Below are 23,228 nucleotides of genomic sequence, written 5' to 3'. Positions count from 1 at the left end.
AAGGTAGTGTGTGGATGCGAATTGATCTGCCTACCACAAGGAGCCGGCGGAGCATGACATCTGCGCCTGGCTCACCGCTGGAGTTGTGGGGGCGAGGGGGACGCCGAGCTCCTGCTCGCGAGCAACCCGAGCGCGATCTTTCGCGAGCAAGCTCGCTCCTGCAGAAAACCCGCTAGTCGGCACATTTCAATCGTCACAGGCAGAGCCGATGACTCTTGATCAAAGGACCTGGTTTCCCAAGTTCAAATAAAAAAGACGGGAGGACTTTCGTCACTCCCGCCAAATTCGGAGCAAGTTCTTACCAGTTCAGTACGGCACCCACCGCGAAGGTGTCGGTGTCTTCGTTCTGCGCGCTGCCTTCGTGGCCATCGATCTCGAACTGGTTGTACTCGGCCACCAGCTTGAGGTTGGCGTTGATGTCGTGGAACAGCGCGATGCCACGCGTCTCATAGTCGGCGCCGGTGTTCACCACGCCGTTGCCGTCATCCTTGGTCTTGCCATAGGACAGCGCGACACGGTTCTTGCCGAAGCGGTAGGAGCTCTGCAGCAGGTAACCATCGCTGTCCACTTCGCGCAGGGTCGGCTCGCCGGCGTTGTTGGTGAAGAAGGGGTTGATGCCTTTGGCCTGGAAGCCCGAGCCCACGACAGTGAAGTCGCCCATCTTGGCCTGCACGCCATAGCCAAGGCCCTTCGACGTAACAGAGTCGACATTGGGATCGGTGTTTTCGGAGGTCTGGTAGCCACCGTTGAGCCAGGAGTAGATCTGCGCGCCGGCAAGGTCGAACTGGTAGGTAAGCTCCGACTCGAAGCGCGGGTTCTCCTGGTAGGCCTTGCCGGTGGGGCTGTCGTCATTGGTGTCGACCGGGTCCATGATGCCTGCGGCCAGGCGCAGGCCGTCGCTGACCGGCGAGCGGTAGGTGATCTGCGAGGTGGGGAACGGGTATGGGTAACCACTGCCAATATTGCCGAACGACACGCCGCCGCCATCAACCAGCCCGAGGGTATCGCTGACCTGGCCATAGCCGGCGAGCATCTCGTCGAGCAGGATATTGGAGCGGGCGAACAGGCCGAAGTCCTTCCCCACCAGCACTTCACCCCAGTCGCCGGTGACGGTGCCGTAGAACTGGCGTACGTCGATGGCAGTGGCGGTACCGTTGGTTTCGCTGTCGTTGATGGTGACCCAGAAAGATGAGCGGGCGCCGAGTTTCAGGTCATCCACCTGCTTGCCCATGTTGAAGCCGATCCAGTTTGGCAGGAACCCCATCTTCACCCGCGACTGGCGACGGTCAAACTGTTCGCCCTCCCGATCCACATCGCTGTTGACGTAGAAGGCGTTGATATAACCGTCAGTAGAGAAGCTCGTCTGGTCCTTGTCATAGAGAACGATTTCGGCGGCAGCCTGTTGGGCTGCGAGGGCCACGGCTGCCGCCAGGGCAAGACGGGCGAAACAGGCATGGGCGATCTTCTTGTTGTGCATTGCGCTCTCCGCTGTTGTGGACGACCGGCAGGTCAGTCGTGTCGGAGGCGATTATCGAAACGGGCCGAGGCTCGACATACGCTGCATTGGAATCATTTCGCCACTGCTTTGGCCGGGTTCGGAGACCCGCCCGGCAAGGTGTAAGACCCAGGGACACCGTCGGACCAGGGCGAAGGTCGTACCCCGGCTGGCCATACCCGAGACCTCGGGAGGTGACGGCCGCAAAAACAAAAACCCCGGCGCTGGGCCGGGGTTGGTCGAACAGGCAGCAGTATCAGCGAGCGATCAGTCAGCAGCCCGCCAGGCACCGATCGGGCAATCGGCATTGGCCAGGGCTCGGCAGGAGCTGACGTCGTCCAGTAGCCGCTCCTGCTCTTCGAGCACGCGATTGAGCTGGAGACCGGTAAGCGCCTGGCGCACCTGCGCTGCGTGATCGTCGGGCAGGCCGGCGAGTCGATCTTGCCAGGCCTGCTCGACACGGCTGGTGAAGCGTGCCGCCTGGCGCAATAGCTGTGCTGCCAGAGTCCGGCGCTGCGTCTCGAACCGGCCCGCGTCGAGTTTGCTCAGCCGGGTGTGGCGATCAACCAGGAAGGCCTGGATGTGTTGAACGATCTCGGTAGCCGATGCGCGAGGTGACTGCACCGCGAACATCAGGCCCCGGTGCGGACCAACCTGCCGAAAGCCGCAAGCAAGGCCGTAGCCCAATTGCAGCTCCCCCCTCATGCGTTGATGGAAAGCCGGCTCCTGGTCGAGGCCAAGCAGACGCCATGCAGCCTCGGTTTCCGCCCCGCCGCCCGGCAGTGGATAGAACAGCAGGACTGCCGCATCGGTCCCGGGCAGTGCCATTCGACGCCATACGCGACCATCAGGCGGCTGCCTGGCGGATGCCATGTCCGGCTCGCCCGGCGCCCGAGCGAGCAAGCGCTGCCCGCCCTGCTCGCCTAGCCCAAGGTGCAGTCCCAGCCAGCAGCTGGTGGACCAGAACGCCTGCACCTCATCGTGATTGGCCAAGGGCGCAGACTTATCCGCCTGGTCGCCGAACAATCTGGCCATCTGCTGGAATAGCTGACGTATGGGCAGCTCACCGGCCAACTGGCGGGCCGCCTCAGCCTCCAGCCTCGGGCCCTGCGTAAGGGCCGTAAGCGAAGGCGAGTGCAGCACGTCCATCAGGTCACCGGCCACTTGCATCAGCAATTGGGTATGTCCATTCAGCGCCAGTTCAAGGCTATCGGCCTGAGGTACAAAGCGCCCCTCTACGCCCGCCTGACGGGCTTGCCAGAGGATCGGCCGCAACGCACGCTGTAAACCATGCCCAAGGCCACTCGGCAAACCGCCCTGCAGGACACGCCAGCGCAGGGAAAGTGCGGCCTTGGATTCGTCTGTATCCATCACCTTCCCGTATGGATTGGCCTCAGGCATGGACCAACTGGCCCGCGCTTGCCGCTCGGCCACCCTGGGCAGGACGCTCATATGCAACGGGAATCCCGCCGACACGACGCGACCGTCGACAGGCTCTGAACAAACGTGCAGGTGAATCAGCCGGTCTCGGCGGAGTTGGCCCAGCAGCACCCCAAGCTCCTCAGGCGATTCGCGACCGGCTGCCAGGGCCAGCTCAAGCGGCTGCTGGTTCTGGGCACGCAGCCTTTGCGCCTCGACGTACGCCTCACGCAGCTCCGCCCATGGTGCTGCGTTGCGGAAAGCCGCGAGCCATTCGAGCACCTCCACCTCCAGCACAGCCGTATCGGCGCCCGCTACCAGATCGAACGCCATCACCAGCAGCGCCTGTTCGCCATAAACGTAAGGCAACCGCACACGCAGTTCGTCGCACAAGCCGGCTGCGCGCAGGGTTGCCAGCAGCCCACCCTCAGCTTCGCTCTGTAACGTCCAGCCAAGGAACTCGACCGCAGCCTCAAGCACTTCGCCCAGAGCGTCCAGCACAAACCCCAGGTGCAGCATGGGCCGCCCCCCAGGAAGACTGAGCTGCAAGGCCTGCGCACGAAGCGGCAACATCGGCGGCGATTCGATACGCCGGGCAGGCGACCCGCAAGCCAATCGTGCGCCCAGTCGGCTAGCCAAGGCCGCCATTCGCTCGAGTGGCTCGGGGCCGACCAGGGTCAAACGCATACGCCCGGTCTGGAAATGGCTGCTGTGGAATGCACGCAGGGCTGCGGCGAAACACTCGTCCTCCAACCTCAAACTGGAAGCGTTGCCGGCGTGGAATCCGCCCAGAGGGTGCGCAGCCGGCAGGGCCCAAGCCAGCGCAGCATCACAGAGCGTCTGCGGGTCCTGCGCTCGGGCGTGGTACTCGGCGTCCAATACCTCACGCTCACGCCACATAGCGTCTGATGCCAGCAACGGTCTCGCGAGCATGTCCAGCAGCCGTTCGAGGGCGTCCTCGAAATGGGTCGCCGGCACTTCGAAGAAGAAGCGCGTGATGCCGGCGCCCGTTGTGGCGTTGACCCGGCCACCCAGCCCCTGCACGAAAGACAGCAAACCCTGCTCCTCGGCAAAGCCCTCACTCCCCAGGAACAGCAGATGCTCAAGGAAATGCGCCAAACCTGGATAAACGACCGGCTCATCAAAGCTTCCCGCTGTCACCTCCAGCACGGCTGCCGCCAGGTCCACGCCAGGCTGGCATATCAGCCGCAGGTGTAAGCCATTGCCCTGCCTCATCTCAGCAGTAGTCGATGGAGCTGCACGGCCAAGTTCGAATGAGATGTTCATCACAGTCACGCCGCCTGAGCGAGGGAACCAGCTTCGATCAGTGCCCTCTTATCAGCAATGCTTCTTTCGACCTATATCGGACCACAGGCATGGCTCGTATCCGATTTCGTACAACGAGGTGAGAGATCAGCCGGCGCACCCAGTGGACGTGCCGCCATCGTTAAGCAGGACATATCAGGCCCGTCATGGCGTATCGCCATATAACCAGGGTGCCAATCAGGAGTTCGAATGGACATCAATTCATCACAAATCCCACCAAGTGAAATCGCTTTGCTGGCGAATATCCTGGCGCTGAACACCCGCAACATGACCACGGTCACCATGCTGCTTGCGCAAGTCACGGCCAATCTCACGACTTCCTCTGACGGCAACCTCCAGGCAGCGTCCTTGCCCCTGCTCGATCGAATCACCCAACTCGGCCAGGACCTTGAGCTGCAATGGGACCTGATCCAGTCCCTGGAGCGTTATTGCCCCCTGCTCGCCCGCACGCTGCCGACTCGCACCTCGCTGGTAACCGAGATTGACATCAGCCAATTGCCCCTCAATCAATAGCGGCAGCCATGATTAGCAATCACTGTGCCAATCTGTTAGACTCCGCAGCGTTTGTACCAAGTTGTAAGTCAATCCGGCCTTCCGATCCCTACGCACTCTCCAACGAGCTGCCAAGTCAAAGGGACATAGCCTCCCCGGAATCTCACCGACAGCGACCAGCGCCCCTTGGCGATGAAGCACAGCTGTCATGAGCACCCGGTAGATTGACCAGGACTGCCAGCCAGGCCAGACCCTTGCCCGGCGCAGCACCTGGCATCCCAAGTACCAGCTGCCGGCCGTTGATCCCAGAACGGGAACTTCACACCGGCTCACTTGCTCCGATAAGGATCATCCGTCCAGAGCCAATTGCTCAGCGGATTCGGAGCTATTGCCTGGCGGCATTAGCCGCAATTCGAAGGAAGCAACACCCATGAACATCCATCACAAGACCCAAGCTGCAATCAGCACCCTGACCCACGCATTTGCACCGTTCACCTGCCACATCACCGCCGCCCGCAACGGCAACTTCAGCTTCACCGTCGTCAACGAGCATGGTGTCGCCCGTCATAGCGAGCGTCTGTACCCCGAGCATTATGGCAATGCCAATCGTCTGCAGAACGTGATCGACCGGGCCCAGAAGTCCCTGACATGTTGATTAGCCGCGCAGAAGAAAGCCCCGCAATGCGGGGCTTTTTCATGGGCGTACGAATTTCTGACCCTTCTCCCCCAACCCGACACACGGGGCAATGCATAGGGAGGAGGATCACAGCTCACTGATCCACTTCACGCGGATTCAGTGGTGGGTAGACAGGGTGCCATCCAACTTACTGTTCACAGTGGCTCGCATCTGAAACAACGCCTGCTGCATTCGCCGGGGACGACAGGCGGTTACCTAAGGACGACAGACCGGGCATAATCCGCGCCTCGTCTTGGCAACCCAGCTTCTCCATGCGCATTCACGTCACCTTTATCGACCGTGTCGGCATCACCCAGGAGGTCCTGGCACTGCTGGGTGGCCGCAATCTGAACCTCGACGCCGTTGAGATGGTCCCGCCCAACGTCTACATCGACGCGCCGACCCTTAGCCCCGAGGTGCTCGACGAGCTGCGCGATGCCTTGCACGCGGTACGCGGCGTGCAGGCGGTGACCATCGTCGACATCCTCCCCGGCCAGCGTCGGCGCCTGCAGCTGGATGCATTGCTGGCCGCCATGAGCGACCCGGTGCTGGCGGTGGACGGCGATGGCCGCGTGCTGCTGGCCAACCCGGCGCTGATCGCCCTTTACGGCCGCGAGCCCGAGGGCGAGCCCCTGGCCAGCCTGTTCGGTGACGACAGCCTCCACTGCGCCTTGCTGGAACAGGGTTTCCGCCTGCCACTGCGCGAGGTCACGCTCAAAGGCCAGGCGCTGCTGCTGGATGCCGTTCCGATCAACGAAGGCGAACGCCTGGCCGGGGCCTTGCTGACGCTCTATCTCCCCAATCGGATCGGCGAGCGACTGTCAGCCCTGCATCACGATCACACTACCGAAGGATTCGACGCCCTGCTCGGCGAATCCCAGCCAATCAACACCCTCAAGGCCCGCGCCCAGCGCGTGGCAGCCCTCGACGCCCCGCTGCTGATCCGCGGCGAAACCGGAACTGGCAAGGAACTGGTAGCACGTGCCTGCCACGCTGCCAGCACTCGTCGTAACCAGCCGTTCCTGGCGCTGAACTGCGCCGCACTTCCGGAAAACCTCGCGGAAAGCGAACTGTTCGGCTACGCCCCTGGCGCCTTCACCGGCGCTCAGCGGGGCGGCAAGCCCGGCCTGCTTGAGCTGGCCCACCAGGGCACGGTGTTCCTCGACGAAATTGGCGAAATGTCGCCCTATCTTCAAGCAAAGTTGCTGCGTTTCCTCAGCGACGGCAGCTTCCGTCGCGTCGGTGGCGACCGCGAGATCAAGGTCGACGTGCGCATCCTCAGCGCGACCCACCGTAACCTGGAAAAGATGGTCACCGAGGGCAGTTTCCGCGAAGACCTGTTCTACCGCCTGAACGTCCTTAACCTCGAAGTGCCGCCACTGCGTGAGCGGGGCCAGGACATCCTGCTGCTCGCCCGCTTCTTCATGCAGCAGGCCTGCACCCAGATTCAGCGCCCGACCTGCCGCCTGGCGCCCGGAACCTACCCGGCGCTACTGGCCAACCGCTGGCCAGGCAATGTGCGCCAGCTGCAGAACGTGATCTTTCGCGCAGCCGCCATCTGTGACGGCAATCTGGTGGAGATTGGTGATCTGGATATCGCTGGGACTGCGGTAGCGCGGCAGAACGATGGCGAAGTCAACAGCCTGGAAGAGGCCATGGAGAACTTCGAACGTGCACTGCTGGAAAAGCTCTTCGTCAATTACCCCTCAACCCGCCAGTTGGCGGCGCGGCTGCAGACATCCCATACCGCCATCGCGCATCGGTTGCGCAAATATGGAATCCCAGGGAAAGCTTAAGTCGATTCTTGATAAAGCCAGTATCTAACTGAAAAACAAGCGATATTCTCATCATAAACTTGACTTGCCCTGTAGCAGCGAATTCTTCGCGAAGCAGGCCAGCGGCTTCACCTTGGGCCTCCGAGGCAGCTAGGCGGCCATTCGCGGATGAATTCGCTCCCACATCTCCCGGAAGCCTCGCAATCCTCAACAAGAACATCATTAATATCATTCAACTTGCTGTTAAATAAGAATATTAATTTTGGTTAGCCCAAGCCTGTATCGAAATCGCTACAGCGTAATGATTTCGCTACACATCGCTGGAAGCCGCGCCAGTGAAGGCCTGCCACAGGCTGGATCGAATAACCCCCGCCCCCCTGTATCGATTTCAGTACAGGAAATTTAAGGCAGAATCTTCAGAAATATCCTCAACGCCTTGTTACACAAGGCTTTCATGCTTCTGGCACTCCCTTTGCTAAAGCGCGGGCAACAGTTCGCGGCCATGACCGCGTACGGGGCTAAGCGCCTGGCACAAGAAACAGGCGCGACATATGAGTTGAGGACTAAAGATGAGCGAATTGCGTTTCACCGCCGACCACGAATGGCTGCGCCTTGAACAAGACGGTCGCGTCACCGTCGGCATTACCGAGTACGCCCAGGATGCCCTCGGCGATGTGGTCTTCGTTCAACTCCCCGAGCTCCAGGGCTATGCCAAGGGCGAGGAAGTCGCGGTGCTCGAGTCCGTGAAAGCCGCCAGCAATATCGTGATGCCGCTCGACGGCGAAGTGGTGGAAACCAACGATCAACTGGTCGACAGCCCTGAACTGGTCAACGAAGAGCCCCTGGGCAATGGCTGGTTCTTCCGCATGCAACTGGCTGACAACAGCGTGCTTGATGCCCTGATGGACCAGGCCGCCTACGAAAACCTGCTGAAAGCCAACGGCTGAGGAACGACCATGAGCATCGAAACCCCTGCCCTCGGCACCACCAACGAGTTCATCGCCCGCCACATCGGCCCGCGCGAAACCGACATCCAGGCCATGCTCGAGCTGCTCGGCTACCAGGGCCTCGAAGCGCTGACCGCCAGCGTGATCCCGGACAGCATCAAGGGCACTGCCGTACTCGACCTGCCAGCCGGCCAGAGCGAAGCCGAAGCGCTGGCCGCGATCAAGGCCATCGCCGCGAAGAACCAGCTGTTCAAGAACTACATCGGCCAGGGCTACTACCCTTGCCACACGCCGTCGCCGATCCTGCGCAACCTGCTGGAAAACCCGGCCTGGTACACCGCCTACACCCCCTACCAGCCGGAAATCTCCCAGGGCCGCCTGGAAGCCCTGCTGAACTTCCAGACGCTGATCAGCGACCTGAGCGGCCTGCCGGTGGCCAACGCTTCCCTGCTGGACGAAGGCACCGCCGCTGCCGAAGCCATGACCTTCTGCAAGCGCTTGTCGAAGAACAAGGCCAGCAACGCCTTCTTCGCCTCCAGGCATTGCCACCCGCAGACCCTCGAAATCCTGATCACCCGTGCCGAGCCGCTGGGCATCGAAGTGGTCGTAGGCGACGAGCGCGAGATCAGCGACGCCAGCACCTACTTCGGCGCCCTGCTGCAATATCCGACGGCTGATGGCGACATCTTCGACTATCGCGAGCTGGTGGAGCGTTTCCACGCCGCCAATGCCCTGGTAGCCGTCGCGGCCGACCTGCTGGCCCTGACTCTGCTGACTCCGCCCGGCGAGTTCGGTGCCGACGTCGCCCTGGGCAGCGCGCAGCGCTTCGGCGTGCCGCTGGGTTTCGGCGGCCCGCACGCGGCCTACTTCGCCACCCGTGACGCCTTCAAGCGCGATATGCCTGGCCGTCTCGTCGGTGTATCCATCGATCGTCACGGCAAGCCGGCCCTGCGCCTGGCCATGCAGACCCGCGAACAACACATTCGCCGCGAAAAGGCCACCAGCAACATCTGCACCGCCCAGGTCCTGCTGGCCAACATCGCCAGCATGTACGCCGTTTACCACGGCCCGAAAGGCCTGACCCGCATTGCCCAGCGCGTGCACCAGTTGACTGCCATCCTGGCGCAGGGCCTGGTCCAACTGGGCGTTGCCGTCGAGCAGGCCAGCTTCTTCGACACCCTGACCCTGGCCACCGGCACCAAGACCGCCGACCTGCATGCCAAGGCCCGCACCCAGCACATCAACCTGCGTGAAGTCGATGCCGACCGCGTTGGCCTGTCGCTGGATGAAACCACTACTCAGGCGGATATCGAGCAGCTTTGGGCTGTATTCGCCGATGGCCAGGCCCTGCCAGCTTTCGCCGATCTGGCCGCCAGCGTTGCCAACCGCCTGCCGGCTGCCCTGCTGCGCCAGTCTGCCATCCTCAGCCATCCGGTGTTCAACCGTTACCACTCGGAAACCGAGCTGATGCGCTACTTGCGCAAGCTGGCGGATAAGGATCTGGCGCTGGACCGCAGCATGATCCCGCTGGGTTCCTGCACCATGAAGCTCAACGCCGCCAGCGAGATGATCCCGATCACCTGGGCCGAGTTCGGCTCCCTGCACCCCTTCGCTCCCACCGAGCAGAGCGCCGGCTACCAGGAATTGACCACCGAGCTGGAAGCCATGCTCTGCAAGGCCACCGGTTATGACGCGGTGTCCCTGCAGCCCAATGCCGGCTCCCAGGGTGAGTACGCGGGCCTGCTGGCCATCCGCGCTTATCACCAGAGCCGTGGCGACGACCAGCGCGACATCTGCCTGATCCCAGCCTCCGCCCACGGCACCAACCCGGCTACTGCCAGCATGGCCGGCATGCGCGTGGTGGTGACCGCCTGTGACGCCCGCGGCAACGTGGACATCGCCGACCTCAAGGCCAAGGCCGAAGAGCACAAGGACCGTCTGGCCGCGCTGATGATCACTTACCCGTCGACCCACGGGGTGTTCGAGGAAGGCATCCGCGAAATCTGCGCGATCATCCACGACAACGGCGGCCAGGTGTACATCGACGGCGCCAATATGAACGCCATGGTCGGCCTCTGCGCGCCGGGCCAGTTCGGCGGCGACGTGTCGCACCTGAACCTGCACAAGACCTTCTGCATCCCCCACGGTGGCGGCGGCCCGGGCGTCGGCCCGATCGGCGTCAAGTCGCACCTGGCACCGTTCCTCCCCGGCCACGGCCAGGGCCACCTGGCGCGCAAGGAAGGCGCCGTCAGCGCCGCGCCGTTCGGCAGCGCGAGCATCCTGCCGATCACCTGGATGTACATCCGCATGATGGGCGGCGAAGGTCTCAAGCGTGCCTCGCAACTGGCGATCCTCAACGCCAACTACATCGCCCGTCGCCTGGAAGAGCACTACCCGGTGCTCTACACCGGCAGCAATGGCCTGGTGGCCCACGAGTGCATCCTCGACCTGCGGCCGCTCAAGGAAACCAGCGGCATCAGCGTCGACGACGTGGCCAAGCGCCTGATCGACTTCGGCTTCCACGCGCCGACCATGTCGTTCCCGGTACCCGGCACGCTGATGATCGAGCCGACTGAGAGCGAGTCGAAGGAAGAGCTGGATCGCTTCTGCGACGCCATGATCCGCATCCGCGAAGAAATCCGCGCGGTGGAGGAAGGTCAGCTGGATGCCCACGACAATCCGCTGAAGAACGCCCCGCACACGGCAGCGGAGCTGGTCGGTGAGTGGCGCCACCCCTACAGCCGCGAGCTGGCCGTCTACCCGACCGCCAGTCTGGTGGAGGCCAAGTACTGGCCGCCGGTGGGCCGCGTCGACAACGTCTACGGCGACCGCAACCTGGTCTGTGCCTGCCCGTCCATCGAGGCCTATCAGGACGCCTGACGGCGGCCCGTTGTAGGAGCGAGCTTGCTGGCGAAGCGCTTCTGCCGGAGCCATTCGCGAGCAAGAACTCGGCGTCCCCCTCGCTCCTACAGGGAGTTTCTACCACTCGGCGGTCGGGTCTTCGGACCCGATGCGCCCGGCTGTCTACGCTGACTAGTAAGCATGAGCCGAGCGCGAGCTCAGGAGCACGACATGTCCCTCAGCGTCTTCGACCTGTTCAAGATCGGCATCGGACCCTCCAGCTCCCACACCGTGGGCCCGATGCGCGCCGCCGCGCGCTTCATAGACGGCCTGCGCCGGGAAAATCTGCTGGCTGACACCGAGCGCCTGAAAGTCGAGCTCTATGGCTCCCTCGGCGCCACCGGCAAGGGTCACGGCAGCGACAAGGCCGTGCTGCTGGGGCTGGAAGGTGAACAGCCCGATACCGTCGACACCGAAAGTGTCGACGCTCGACTGGCGGCCATCCGCGAGAGTGGCGTCCTGTGCCTGGGCGGGGAAAAGTCGATCCATTTCGTCGAGAAGGAACACCTGGCGATGATCCGCAAACCCTTGCCCTATCACCCCAACGGCATGATCTTCCGCGCCTTCGACGACGCCGGCATCCAGATCCGCTCCCGCGAGTACTACTCGGTGGGCGGCGGCTTCGTGGTGGACGAGGAAGCCGCTGGCATGGACCGCATCGTCGAAGACCGCACGCCGCTGCGCTATCCCTTCAAATCCGGCAAGGACATGCTCGCCCATTGCACTGACACCGGGCTCTCCATCAGCGACCTGATGCGCGAGAACGAAAAGGCCTGGCGCAGCCCTGAGGAAACCAGTGCGGGCCTGATGAAGATCTGGCAGGTGATGCAGGATTGCGTAACCACGGGCTGCCGCAAGGAAGGCATCATGCCTGGTGGCCTCAAGGTCCGGCGCCGCGCTGCCGCGCTCTACCGGCAGCTCAGCGAGCACCCGGAAGCCAGCCTGCGCGACAGCCTCAGCGTGCTCGACTGGGTCAACCTCTACGCCCTGGCGGTGAACGAGGAAAACGCCACTGGCGGCCGCGTGGTCACCGCGCCCACCAACGGCGCGGCGGGTATCGTGCCGGCGGTGCTGCATTACTACAGCCGCTTCATCCCGGGCGCCAATGACGATGGTATCGAGCGTTTCCTGCTCACCGCCGCCGCCATTGGCATCCTCTACAAGGAAAACGCCTCGATCTCCGGCGCCGAAGTCGGCTGCCAGGGCGAAGTTGGCGTGGCCTGCTCGATGGCCGCCGGCGCGCTCTGCGAAGTCATGGGCGGCACTCCGCAGCAGGTGGAAAACGCTGCCGAGATCGGCATGGAGCACAACCTCGGCCTGACCTGCGACCCGGTCGGCGGGCTGGTGCAGGTGCCCTGCATCGAACGCAATGCCATGGGTTCGGTGAAGGCGATCAACGCCGCGCGCATGGCCCTGCGCGGCGATGGCCAGCACTTCATCTCGCTGGACAAGGTGATCCGCACCATGCGCCAGACCGGCGCCGACATGAAGAGCAAGTACAAGGAAACCGCCCGCGGCGGCCTCGCCGTGAACATCATCGAATGCTGATACCTCCCCTCTCTCATTGGGAGAGGGGCCGGGAGTGAAGGCCAGCCCAGTCTCGCTCCCGGCATCCCTTATCCGGCCCAAGGGCCACCTTCTCCCAGGGGGGAAGGGAACAACCAGTTCGGAGCTTATGCATGACCACTGAAATCCTCGCCAAAACCCCGCTGCACGCCCTGCACCTCGAACTCGGCGCGCGCATGGTGCCTTTCGCCGGCTACGACATGCCGGTGCAGTACCCGCTCGGCGTGCTCAAGGAGCACCTGCACACCCGCGAACAGGCCGGTCTGTTCGACGTCTCGCACATGGGCCAGATCATCCTGCGTGGCGAGCATGCCGCCCGGGCCCTGGAAAGCCTGGTACCGGTCGACATCATCGACCTGCCAGCGGGTATGCAGCGCTATGCCATGTTCACCGACGAGCACGGCGGCATCCTCGACGACCTGATGGTGGCCAATGCGGGCGATCACCTGGTCCTGGTCGTCAACGCCGCCTGCAAGGAACAGGATTTGGACCACCTGCGCCAGTTCATCGGCGAGCAGTGCCAGATCGAATCCTTGTTCGAAACCCGCGCGCTGCTGGCGCTGCAGGGGCCGAAGGCCGCCGAAGTGCTGGGCCGCCTGGCGCCGGAGGTGAAGGCCATGACCTTCATGCAGTTCGCCAGCGTGCGCCTGCAAGGGGTCGACTGCTATGTCAGCCGCTCCGGCTACACCGGTGAAGACGGCTACGAGATTTCCGTGCCGGTCGAGCAGGCCGAAGCCCTGGCTCGCACCTTGCTGGCGGAGCCGGAAGTCCAGGCCATCGGCCTCGGCGCCCGTGACTCGCTGCGCCTGGAAGCCGGCCTGTGCCTCTATGGCCATGACATGAGCACCGCCACCACGCCGATCGAAGCCAGCCTGAGCTGGGCCATCTCCAAGGCGCGCCGCATCGACGGCCTGCGTGCCGGCAACTTCCCTGGCGCCGGAAAAATCTTCGAACAACAACGCGAAGGCGTCGCCAGCAAGCGTGTCGGCCTGCTCCCCCTGGAGCGCGTGCCGGTTCGTGAAGGCGCGGAAATCGTCGACGCCGCCGGTACCGTCATCGGGCGCGTCAGCAGTGGCGGCTTCGGCCCCAGCCTGGGCGCGCCGGTGGCCATGGGTTACGTGCAAACCGCCCATGCGGCGCTTGACACCGAAGTCTGGGCCATGGTGCGCGGCAAGCGCATCCCCATGAAAGTCGCCAAGACACCCTTCGTGGCGCAGCGTTACTACCGCGGCTAATCAAGAACCCCTCGACTGCCCTGCCACGCGCAGGGCCTTTACAAGGGTGAAGGCGAGAGCCTTTGCCCTTTTCTTTACTCGGGGGGGTGTGCCGTTCTAAATGAGACACACAACTTCAAAAACTCTCCCTAACCCACTGAATCAAAAGCCCCCACCTCTTTAATCATCACGACACAATCCCGTCATCAATCAGTCACTCGCCGCAGGCAGATTCTCTGCTCCACATTCCTGGGGAGGACCTGCAATGAACAAGAAGACCCTGATCAAACCGATCGCCACAGCCCTGCTCGCAGCCGCACTGAGCGCCTGCAGCAACCAGGCTCCCGCGCCAGCCAAAGCCGCATCGCTGGACAACGAAGACTGGTACCAGATTCGCTCCGAGAAGGAACTGTTCCTGTTCGACGACTACGCCGCCTACCGTGACTTTGCCAATAGCGGCGAGGCAGTGGCAAAAGTGAGCACTGGCAAGCAGGATGGGTTTGGCCGTGACATCGTTCTGGTGCCCAAGTCCGGCGACCAGGGCAAGGATGTGAACACGCTGTCCGTCAAGCGCTTCCTCGACGTCAGCCTGCCGCCGGCACAACCTTTCTACGGCGAGCTGCGCGACGAGGAAGGCATCATCTATGTGTTCAGCCGCTACGGCGACATGATGGACATGTACAAGATCGGTGAACCAACCTTCAGCTATGTCGATATCGGCGGCGGTCCGAACGGCGAGCGCGTGGTCTACGTCCTGGCCAAGGAAGAGCCGAAGCCGGAGAAGCAGATCGCCCTCTTCCGCTCCAAGTACAGCAAGTGAAAGTAGCAAGGGCCAGCAGGGTATATCCGTTATCCTGACGGGCCTTCCGAGTGCGTCCGGGACCCCATCTCCCGGGCGGCTCACTCCCGCTCCAGAGCCCCCTACCGCCTGCCGCCCAATCGCCGCCGCACGTCTTCGAGACATATCTCGTTACACTTGTCGCCATCCCTAGTGCCGTGCCCCGCCGAGAAGAGAAATCGACGAATAATTGTCATTTCACCAATTGCACGCCCTAACTTGACGGTCTTTAGTCGAATTATTGGCGTGTTGGCCGTTTGCTGGTCTTTTAGCGGCCCGTCAAATGTGTGAGCGGTGGGGAGGAAAAGCCCTGGAGCACGGCATGCAGGGTGAGCTGCTCATGCTGATTGGCTTTCGGGGAGGTGGAGCACATCCATGAAAGGCAAGACTGCTGGACCGATTGACGACAATAACGATAAGCAGACAGACGATGCGCGGCGCTCATTCCTCAAGGTTTCCGCCGCAACGATTGCCGCGCCAGCGATCATTTCTGCCAGCACCAGTTTCGCGGGTGACGATGATGATGAAAGCACGGCCCCGCTGCTACCCCCGAGCCCAGCCACTATTCCCTGGGTCATGGAGCTGCCAAAGGCCATCGTGCCACTGGCCGGCACCACGACCCTGACGCCGGCGCCAACGCAAACGGCCAACACCGCCGGCGGCGAAGCCGGGCGGGCGCCCCATCAATACTGGAACAAATTCTTTCCGTACGCGGAGTACTACGAACTGCGTGCCGTGGAACGCCCCAATTGGGTCTTCAATCCGGCCTATCCTCCCCAGCCTGTTTGGGTCTATCGAGGAAGCAACACGCCCGACAAAGAGTTCAGCGCGACGGTCATGGGGCATTATGGCAAGCCAGTGCTTTGCCGCATCTACAACGACCTGCCGCAAAATCATGTCGGCTTCGGCACTCCCGAGATATCGACGCACCTGCACAACCTGCATTGCGGTTCCGAAAGCGATGGTTTCCCGGGTGACTACTACAGCCCGAACAAGGCTGGCCCAACGCTGACCACCAAAGGCAAGTTCAAGGACCACTTCTACCCCAACGTTTGTGCCGGCTTCGAAGACCTGCAGGACAACATCGGCGACTATCGCGAGGCTCTAGGAACACTCTTCTATCACGACCACACCCTGGACTTCACATCACCCAACCTCTACCGCGGCCTGGTAGGCTTCTACCTGCTATACGACCATCTGGACTCGGGCGATGAGGCCGACCCTACACCCGGCGCCCTTCGGTTGCCCAGCCATCCGTACGACTACCCGCTAGCGTTTGCCGACCGCCGTTTCGATGCCGCTGGAAAACTATACTACGACCAGGTCAACCCTGAAGGCGTGCTCGGCGACAAGGTGATGGTCAATGGCATGATCGAACCCGTGCTCAAAGTTGCCAGGCGCCGTTATCGCTTCCGTTTCCTCAATGCCGGGCCGAGCCGTTTCTACGCCTTTTCCCTGGTCAACGGGAGCAACGTCAAACAAACATTCACCTACATCGCCAACGACGGCAACCTGCTACCCAAGCCACTGTTGAATCAGAACATCGTGACCCTCGGTGTGGCAGAGCGTGCCGATATCGTGGTCGACTTCTCCAAGTACCTGGTGGGTACCACGCTGTATCTGGTCAACCGGATGCGCCAGGAAGAGACGCGCGGGCCCAAAGACATCCGCGACACTGGCGTGCGGGTGCTGAAGATCGTGGTCGATCGCTGGCCTACCAGCCAGGACCTGAGCATGGTGCCAGCCAACTTGCGGCCCCTGCCAACCTACACCGCAGCCCAAGTCGCCGCAGCCCCGGTTCGACGATTCATCTTCGATCGGTCCAACAACATGTGGGCCATCAATGGACAGTTCGTCAATGTTACTGGGCCGCGCTTCAGCATACCCAAGGGGGGCTTCGAGGTCTGGGAGTTGGTCAACATCAATGATGGCTGGTCCCACCCCATCCATATTCACCTTGAGGAAGGCCGAATCCTCTCGCGAGTCCGCAATGGCCAACAACTTCCCATTCCGGCCTACGAGCAAGGCCGCAAGGATGTCTATGTCATTCATGAGAATGAAACCGTTCGGATCCTCATCCGCTTCCGTGATTACGTCGGCAAATACGTCATGCACTGCCACAACCTGATCCATGAAGACCACGCGATGATGCTGCGCTTCGACGTCGTACAGGCCTGAGCCATGCCCCGGGCAGCCGGGGCCGGAGAGATTGAGATGAACACTCGTAGAAACCTGCTCGGCGGCCTGGGAGTTGGCGCACTGGGTCTTTTGGCCTTGGGCGCGTACGGCAGAACCAACGAGCGTGAAAGCCGCCAGCGCACCCTCGGCGACAAGTTCCCGAATGTCCCGGTGTTCACCCATGAAGGGAAGAAGGTGAGCTTTTATGATGACCTGATCCGCGGCAAAGTGGTCGTGCTCAACATGATGTACACGAGCTGCGGAAACACCTGCCCCACCGCCACCGCCAACCTGCGCAGGGTCCAGCAGCTGCTGGGCGACCGCCTGGGGCGGGACGTCTTCATGTACTCGATCACCCTGCAGCCGGAGCTGGACCAGCCCCGGCACCTGAAGGAATACATCGACAAGTTCCGCATCGGGCCCGGCTGGCAGTTCCTCACCGGAACGCCGGAAGATATCCGGGCGCTACGCTACAGCCTCGGCTTCTACGACGTCGAACCGGAAGTGGACCGCAATCAATTCACCCACACCGGCATGGTGCGCATCGGCAACGAACCCATCGACCGCTGGACCATGGCACCGGCCCTCACGGAGCCTGACCATATCATGTCCGCCATCAACCACGTCGACCTGCGCGTGGACCACGCCGCCTGGCCAAATCCACCGAAGGACGCCAACGCCTGAGCAAACTTGCCTGCCCAGGTTTACGCCTGGGCAGGCAAACTGGCGACTCGACCACGCTCGACATCAACCTTGCCGAGCAGAGCCAGACCGAGCACGAAGTAGAGGCCGCAAATCAGGATAGCCAGGCGGTGGTCGTTGTTCGTCACCCAGGTCACCAGCCCGTATGTGGGCGGCCCGATGATCGCCGACACCCCAACGGCGGAGTTCCACAGCCCGTAGAACTCGGCCCGCCGCGTTTCCGGGGCGAGATAACCGACCAGTGCACGCCCCGCCGACTGGCTCGCGCCCATGCACAACCCAGCGATGTTGGCCGCTATCCAGAATGCCGCAACCGCTGTGGACAGTGCGGCGATCGAAACCATCAACACCCATCCGACCAGGGTGAAAGCCAGGGCCCGGCGATGACCAAGCCGATCCTGTGCATAGCCGAAGGCGAAAGCACCGATGGAAGAGGTGACGTTGACCAGAAGAATCAGCAGCATCGTCTGGGTCACCGTGAAGTTCATCACTTCCTGGGCATAGATGGCCGCAAGGGCGATCACCACCGCAATGCCCGCCTGGTAGCACAAGCCGCATGCCAGCAGCCAGCCGAAGTCCCGAAAGCGATGAATGTTGCGCAAGGTCTCCCACATTCGCCGAATCGACTGACCCAGCGCCCCGGTCGCCGCGATGCCCGATTGCGGCCGGGCGCGTTCCTTGAGCCAGATGAACATGGGAATGGCGGCCAGTCCGTAGACCAGGGCCACGATCAGCATGGTAATGGGTACGTAGGCCTCGGCCGGCTCGCCCCGCCCTTGGGCGGAGGTCACATAGCCCAGGCACAAGCCCAGGGAGAACAGCCCTCCCAGGTAGCCAAAACTCCAGCCCCAGCCGGAAACCTTGCCCAACGCGCTCGATTTGGCCAGCTCGGGCAGGAAGGCACTGTTGAGCGCCACACCCGCCTGGAACAACAGGTTCGAGACGATCACCGCAGCCATCGCGACGGCAACATCTCCCGGGCCGGCCAAGGCGAGCGCAGCCGTGGCCAGGACGCACCCGCAGGTGACCACGGCCAGCACTTCCTTCTTGCGGGCGTGCACGTCGGCATATGACCCCAGCACAGGGAGCAGGAAAAACACCAGAATGCTGGAGAACCCGACCGCCAGGGTCCAGAGCAAGGTCGGAAAGCTCAGGTCGCGAGCCACAACCCCCACGAAGTAAGCGTTGAACACTGCAGTCAGGACGACGGTGGTGTATCCGGAATTGGCGAAATCGTAGGTCGCCCACGCCAACACCTCACGACGCGGAACGCCCTCGTTGAGCGCATTTTTATCGAAGATCGGCACCTGTCCCCTCCCCCAAAGCCCCTGGTCAAATCAGTTCGGGGCCTGCAGCCCCGGCTTTCCAGCCCCATCAGGACGACCGGCAACTGGATACTAGTCACTACCGATGACAGGCGCAGGTGCAATCTAGGGGTCCGTGGCGTTCTGCGGTATTATGCGCGCCCTTGGCCCAAACCCGGGCCGGCGATTCACGGCAAGCACAGCATGACCACCGAAGACCAACTCATTCCGCAGAACCCGGCGACCGAGGCCGAAGGCGAATCCACCGCGCCCGCACCCGCCGCCAAGAAACAGAGCGCCCCTTGGTACCAGGGCTTCAAGTCCCACGATCGCGGACAACGTCCCGGCCCCGCGCCACGTGGCACCCGCCGCTCGATGGGCAAGCGCTGACTCACCGCGCCAGCCCTTCGCAGCGCCGGGCGTGTCCAGGCGCTGCGGATATACCCCGCTTTTACTGCTTGACCAGGTTCAGGCGCTTGTCGGTAAAGACGCAGATCACGCCAGCCTCGTTGTACATCACCGGATGGTTGAAGTCGCAGTAGGCCGCTGCCACGCTAAGCGGCAATTGTGGATTGCCCGCTCGTGCTGCCTTGAACCAGGACATTTGGCCGGCCTTGCACAGCTTCGCCTCAGCATCGGTGGTGTAGGTGCAAAGCATTGCCTGATCGACTTCCGATCCCTGCTGCAGGCAACCTGTCAAAGGCAGAGCCAGTAGAGCGGCCAGAGTGAGTTTCGTGCTGATTTTCATGAAGTGACTCCGTGTACCAGGGGCAACCCAGCGGGAACTGCCGGACCAGGGGGACACTGACAGGCTGACCGCCCAATGTCCCGCCAGTCAGCTGCAGATAGCCCCATTTGAACAATTGGGTCTTTCCCAGTTCCGTACTTTCCTCACGACTTTCGTGATTTGGATCGCATCCACGACCTTCAGCAAGCTGCCGTCGCCGGATCGTCCAAGGTCTATAGTCCTTTGACGTCTCCCCTACGTTTTCCGCCAACGGAGCTTCGTCATGGACACCAGCCAGCACAACCTCGGCACCCTTTTCCAACAGCTTGGATTGGCCTCCAGCAAGGCCGAGATCGAGGAGTTCATTGCCAGCCATCGTCTCACCGCAGGCCTGGCCGTAGCCGATGCCCCCTTCTGGACCCCTGCCCAGGCCACCTTCCTGCGCGAGGCCTTGCAGGAGGATTCGGACTGGGCAGAAGAGGTCGACGAGCTGGCGATGCTGCTATCCAAGTAGATCCCGCCACCTCCTCCAGGCCCACCGGCGGCAGCCCCGGACTGAAGTCCGGGCTGCGGTCTGTAGGGTGGGCCAGCGGCGCTCCGCTAGCACAGAGAAGCCCCACAACCGCTGCACCAGGGCGCAATCGATTCCAGTGATGGCCACCATCAGGCCGAATCAATTTCCTCCTCGACTCCCTGCCGGCAATCTAGCGCCATCGGCCATTCGGCCAACAGGTTCGAGGCAACCGACATGTCCGCCGACCAGAAGCTTGCTGAACAGCTGTACCAGGTCACCCACGTGACCGTGGACGACTTGCGCCTGCGCTTCGAGACCGAAGTGGCGGTAAGCCTGGAGGACGGCAGCCTGGCAGTTCGCCAGGCGCCTACGCCAATCGCCGAACGCAAGGCCCTGCGGGAGCTGATCTGCGGCGAGGCCAGCTGATCTCACCGCAGAGCCCCTCACACCTTGAGTTGCCGGGGGAACGGGAGCGTATGAAGCCTCTGACCGACCGCCGCGTGCAAGGCGTTGGCCACGGCTGGTGCAATGGGCGGAACACCCGGCTCACCCACGCCCGTGGGCGCCTCGGCTGATGGCACGATGTGCACCTCCACCGCCGGCATTTCGTTGATCCTGAGTACCTGGAAGTCGTGGAAGTTCGACTGCTGGACCACGCCATCCTTCAGCGTGATGGCACCGTGCAGCGCCGCTGCCAAGCCAAAGCCGATACCACCTTCCATCTGCGCCTTGATCACATCAGGGTTGATCGCCAGGCCGCAATCCACAGCGCACACCACGCGATCCACCTTGTAGCTGCCGTCAGATTTGACCGTCACTTCCGCGACCTGGGCCACGAACGACCCGAAAGACTCATGCACGGCGATGCCTCGACCGCGCTTCTCCCCGGCAGTGCCAGGCGCCAGCGGCGTATTCCAGCTTGCCTTCTGCGCGGCCAGCTCCAGGGTCGCACGGTGGCGCGGGTGCTTCGCCAGCAACGCGTGGCGGTACTCGTATGGGTCTTTCCCGGCCTCCGATGCCGCCGTGTCGATCAGCACCTCGGCCGCATAGGCGGTGTGCGTATGCCCGACGGAGCGCCACCACTGAATGGGCACACCGATATCCTCGGGCGTGTGCAGCTCCACCTGAAGGTTGGGTACCTCATAGGAAAGGTTCGACAGTCCCTCCACCGAGGTATGGTCGACACCGTCCTTGACCAGCCCCCCCTCGAACACCGTGCCTTTGCCGATGGACTGGCCCACCAGGCGATGGTGCCAGGCCTGGAGCATGCCCTGCTCATCCAGTGCCAGTCGCGCACGATGCACGTAGACCGGCCGGTAATAACCGGCGCGGGTATCGTCCTCGCGGGTCCATACCAGTTTCACCGGCGCGTCGTGGCCCTTGGCCCGCGCCGCCCTGGTGATCGCAACGGCCTCTAGCAGGTAGTCCGACTGCGGGCTGGCGCGGCGACCGAAGCTACCGCCGGCATACAGCTGGGTCAGGCTGACCTTCTCCACCGGGATGCCCAGGTACTTGGCGATGCTCAGTTGGTCTGCGGTTTGCAATTGCTCACCATTCCAGACTTCGCATTGGCCATCGGAAACCTTGACCAGGCAATTCATCGGCTCCATCGCCGCGTGCGCCAGGTAGGGGAACTCGAAATCGGCTTCGATCACCTTGGCTGGCTTTGCAAGAGCGGCGTTGGCATCTCCGCGCTTCGCTGCAAGCAACCCCTCCTTGCTCAGAGCCTCACGATAGCGGACCAGGATCTCCTCGCTGCCCAAGCGGAACGTCTTGCTCTCGTCCCACTCCACCACTAACGCATCGCGCCCTTGGCGCGCGGCCCAGGTATTTTTCGCCAGCACCGCCACTCCGGCACGCCCATGCGGTGTGTCGGTGAATTGGACCACTTCCACGACACCCGGCACTGCCTTGGCCTTGGCGGCATCCACGGCCTTTGGCACGCCACCGAAGCGCGGCGGGTAGGCAACTACGGCCACCAGCATGCCAGGCAGCTTGATGTCCTGGGTGAAGATGGCGCTGCCGTCGGTTTTGTCCACACTGTCCTTGCGACTGAGCTGGGCCCTGCCGATCAGCTTGAAGTCCTTTGGGTCCTTCAGTTTCACATCGGTCGGGATGGGTTGTTTGGCCGCGCCATCGGCCAGCTCACCAAACCCGGCCTTGCGGCCAGAGCCCGGATGGCTGACCACGCCCTGACTGACCTCGATGCTATCGACCGGCACCTGCCACTCTTTGGCGGCAGCCGCGACCAGCATCGCGCGGGCACTGGCACCTGCCTTGCGCATCTGCTCGAAAGAGTTGGCCATGGCGGAACTGCCGCCAGTCCCTTGCATGGTGCCGAAAGCCAGATTCTTGTAGAGCGCCGCATCAGCAGGCGCGCCTTCCACCCGCACCTGTGCCCAATCGGCATCCAGCTCTTCGGCCAGCAAGGTTGCCAGTCCGGTATAACTGCCCTGCCCCATCTCCAGGTGCTTGGCGAGGACGGTGACGCGGCCATCATTGCCGATGCGCACGAAAGCATTTGGCACAAAGCCCTCCGGCGCGGCCAGTGCTTCCCCACCACGCATCAGCGGCGCGAAGAACACCCCCAGGGCCAGCCCACCACTGCCCTGCAGGAAAGTACGCCGGCTGACATTGAGAATTCCATTGTCCGCCACTGATTCACGCTCGAACTTGCCCATGACGATTCTCCTTAAGCCAGCGTGCTGGCGGCTTCATGAATGGCGGCACGAATCCGCACATAGGTGGCACAGCGGCAGATGTTGCCGCCCATGGCCGCGTCGATGTCAGCATCGCTCGGTGCACGGTTCGCCTTGAGCAAGGCCGTGGCAGACATGATCTGCCCGGACTGGCAGTAACCGCACTGCACCACATCGAGCTTGCGCCAGGCCGCCTGGACCGCCGTACCCACCGGGTCCTGGCCAACGCCTTCGATGGTGGTGACTTTTTTGCCCACCACGGCCGATACCGGGGTGATGCAGGCCCGCGTTGGCTGGCCTTCCACGTGCACCGTGCAGGCGCCACACAGCGCCATGCCGCAGCCGTACTTGGTACCGGTGAGTTCTGCGACATCACGCAGCGCCCACAGCAGGGGCATATCCGCTGGAATGTCGAGTTCGTGGTCCTTGCCATTCAGGTTAAGGGTAATCATCAG

The 23,228-nt window shown here is 62.7% G+C and carries 19 protein-coding genes; 13 read left to right on the top strand and 6 right to left on the bottom strand.

Annotated elements, in window-relative coordinates; translation table 11 throughout:
- Nucleotides 1-298 precede the first annotated feature (298 nt).
- Together OXH74_RS20615 and pqqF are read right to left on the bottom strand one after the other, a co-directional pair.
- The gene (locus tag OXH74_RS20615) at nt 299-1,477 is read right to left on the bottom strand and encodes a porin (RefSeq protein ID WP_375738613.1); all 1,179 of its coding nucleotides are present in this window, start codon (nt 1,475-1,477) and stop codon (nt 299-301) included.
- Nucleotides 1,478-1,762: 285 nt separating this feature from the next.
- A complete protein-coding gene (gene pqqF, locus OXH74_RS20610; protein WP_375738612.1) occupies nt 1,763-4,201 on the bottom strand; it encodes a pyrroloquinoline quinone biosynthesis protein PqqF in 2,439 nt (812 codons plus the stop codon).
- 228 nt (nt 4,202-4,429) lie between these two features.
- Between pqqF and OXH74_RS20605 the strand changes: the two genes are divergently transcribed.
- The 10 genes from OXH74_RS20605 to OXH74_RS20560 all read left to right on the top strand — a co-directional run bounded on the left by OXH74_RS20605 (nt 4,430) and on the right by OXH74_RS20560 (nt 17,511).
- Nucleotides 4,430-4,753 (top strand): hypothetical protein, encoded by a 324-nt coding sequence (locus tag OXH74_RS20605; protein WP_375738611.1) that lies wholly within the window; start codon nt 4,430-4,432, stop codon nt 4,751-4,753.
- A gap of 409 nt (nt 4,754-5,162) precedes the next feature.
- On the top strand, nt 5,163-5,387 hold the full coding sequence (locus tag OXH74_RS20600) for a hypothetical protein (protein WP_215378787.1): 225 nt from the start codon (nt 5,163-5,165) through the stop codon (nt 5,385-5,387).
- A 293-nt stretch (nt 5,388-5,680) separates the two neighbouring features.
- Nucleotides 5,681-7,204 carry a sigma-54-dependent transcriptional regulator gene (locus tag OXH74_RS20595; RefSeq protein ID WP_375738610.1) on the top strand — a complete coding sequence of 508 codons (1,524 nt, stop codon included), beginning with the start codon at nt 5,681-5,683 and terminating at the stop codon, nt 7,202-7,204.
- Nucleotides 7,205-7,752: 548 nt separating this feature from the next.
- Nucleotides 7,753-8,130 (top strand): glycine cleavage system protein GcvH, encoded by a 378-nt coding sequence (gene gcvH, locus OXH74_RS20590; RefSeq protein WP_375738609.1) that lies wholly within the window; start codon nt 7,753-7,755, stop codon nt 8,128-8,130.
- Between the two features lie 9 nt (nt 8,131-8,139).
- A complete protein-coding gene (gene gcvP, locus OXH74_RS20585; RefSeq protein ID WP_375738608.1) occupies nt 8,140-11,010 on the top strand; it encodes an aminomethyl-transferring glycine dehydrogenase in 2,871 nt (956 codons plus the stop codon).
- Nucleotides 11,011-11,202: 192 nt separating this feature from the next.
- Nucleotides 11,203-12,579 carry an L-serine ammonia-lyase gene (locus tag OXH74_RS20580; protein ID WP_375738607.1) on the top strand — a complete coding sequence of 459 codons (1,377 nt, stop codon included), beginning with the start codon at nt 11,203-11,205 and terminating at the stop codon, nt 12,577-12,579.
- Nucleotides 12,580-12,710: 131 nt separating this feature from the next.
- Nucleotides 12,711-13,832 carry a glycine cleavage system aminomethyltransferase GcvT gene (gene gcvT, locus OXH74_RS20575; protein ID WP_375738606.1) on the top strand — a complete coding sequence of 374 codons (1,122 nt, stop codon included), beginning with the start codon at nt 12,711-12,713 and terminating at the stop codon, nt 13,830-13,832.
- A 244-nt stretch (nt 13,833-14,076) separates the two neighbouring features.
- On the top strand, nt 14,077-14,631 hold the full coding sequence (locus OXH74_RS20570; RefSeq protein ID WP_375738605.1) for a hypothetical protein: 555 nt from the start codon (nt 14,077-14,079) through the stop codon (nt 14,629-14,631).
- A gap of 393 nt (nt 14,632-15,024) precedes the next feature.
- Nucleotides 15,025-16,827 carry a multicopper oxidase family protein gene (locus OXH74_RS20565; RefSeq protein ID WP_375738604.1) on the top strand — a complete coding sequence of 601 codons (1,803 nt, stop codon included), beginning with the start codon at nt 15,025-15,027 and terminating at the stop codon, nt 16,825-16,827.
- Nucleotides 16,828-16,863: 36 nt separating this feature from the next.
- Nucleotides 16,864-17,511: an SCO family protein gene (locus OXH74_RS20560; RefSeq protein WP_375738603.1), complete on the top strand. Its 648-nt coding sequence runs from the start codon at nt 16,864-16,866 to the stop codon at nt 17,509-17,511.
- 20 nt (nt 17,512-17,531) lie between these two features.
- Here OXH74_RS20560 and OXH74_RS20555 read toward each other — a convergent pair whose 3' ends face one another.
- Nucleotides 17,532-18,836: an MFS transporter gene (locus tag OXH74_RS20555; protein WP_375738602.1), complete on the bottom strand. Its 1,305-nt coding sequence runs from the start codon at nt 18,834-18,836 to the stop codon at nt 17,532-17,534.
- Between the two features lie 201 nt (nt 18,837-19,037).
- Between OXH74_RS20555 and OXH74_RS20550 the strand changes: the two genes are divergently transcribed.
- Nucleotides 19,038-19,223, top strand: a complete 186-nt coding sequence (locus tag OXH74_RS20550; RefSeq protein ID WP_375738601.1) for a hypothetical protein — start codon at nt 19,038-19,040, stop codon at nt 19,221-19,223.
- A gap of 61 nt (nt 19,224-19,284) precedes the next feature.
- On the opposite strand, the gene OXH74_RS20545 is transcribed toward OXH74_RS20550, so the two are convergent.
- On the bottom strand, nt 19,285-19,581 hold the full coding sequence (locus OXH74_RS20545) for a hypothetical protein (protein WP_215381603.1): 297 nt from the start codon (nt 19,579-19,581) through the stop codon (nt 19,285-19,287).
- A 262-nt stretch (nt 19,582-19,843) separates the two neighbouring features.
- Between OXH74_RS20545 and OXH74_RS20540 the strand changes: the two genes are divergently transcribed.
- Complete coding sequence (locus OXH74_RS20540) at nt 19,844-20,074, top strand: DUF2789 domain-containing protein (protein ID WP_375738600.1); 231 nt, start codon at nt 19,844-19,846, stop codon at nt 20,072-20,074.
- A gap of 234 nt (nt 20,075-20,308) precedes the next feature.
- A complete protein-coding gene (gene ptrC / locus OXH74_RS20535) occupies nt 20,309-20,500 on the top strand; it encodes a type III secretion system co-regulatory protein PtrC (RefSeq protein WP_215381607.1) in 192 nt (63 codons plus the stop codon).
- 17 nt (nt 20,501-20,517) lie between these two features.
- Here the strand turns inward: ptrC and OXH74_RS20530 are convergent, their stop codons facing one another.
- Together OXH74_RS20530 and OXH74_RS20525 are read right to left on the bottom strand one after the other, a co-directional pair.
- Nucleotides 20,518-22,755: a molybdopterin cofactor-binding domain-containing protein gene (locus tag OXH74_RS20530; protein WP_375738599.1), complete on the bottom strand. Its 2,238-nt coding sequence runs from the start codon at nt 22,753-22,755 to the stop codon at nt 20,518-20,520.
- Nucleotides 22,756-22,766: 11 nt separating this feature from the next.
- Nucleotides 22,767-23,225: a (2Fe-2S)-binding protein gene (locus OXH74_RS20525; protein ID WP_375738598.1), complete on the bottom strand. Its 459-nt coding sequence runs from the start codon at nt 23,223-23,225 to the stop codon at nt 22,767-22,769.
- Between the last annotated feature and the right edge of the window lie 3 nt (nt 23,226-23,228).

This window comes from Metapseudomonas boanensis (assembly GCF_042232855.1).
Taxonomy (GTDB): domain Bacteria; phylum Pseudomonadota; class Gammaproteobacteria; order Pseudomonadales; family Pseudomonadaceae; genus Metapseudomonas; species Metapseudomonas boanensis.
The sequence above is the reverse complement of the archived record's forward strand: the minus strand, read 5'-3'. Positions and strand labels throughout refer to the sequence as shown.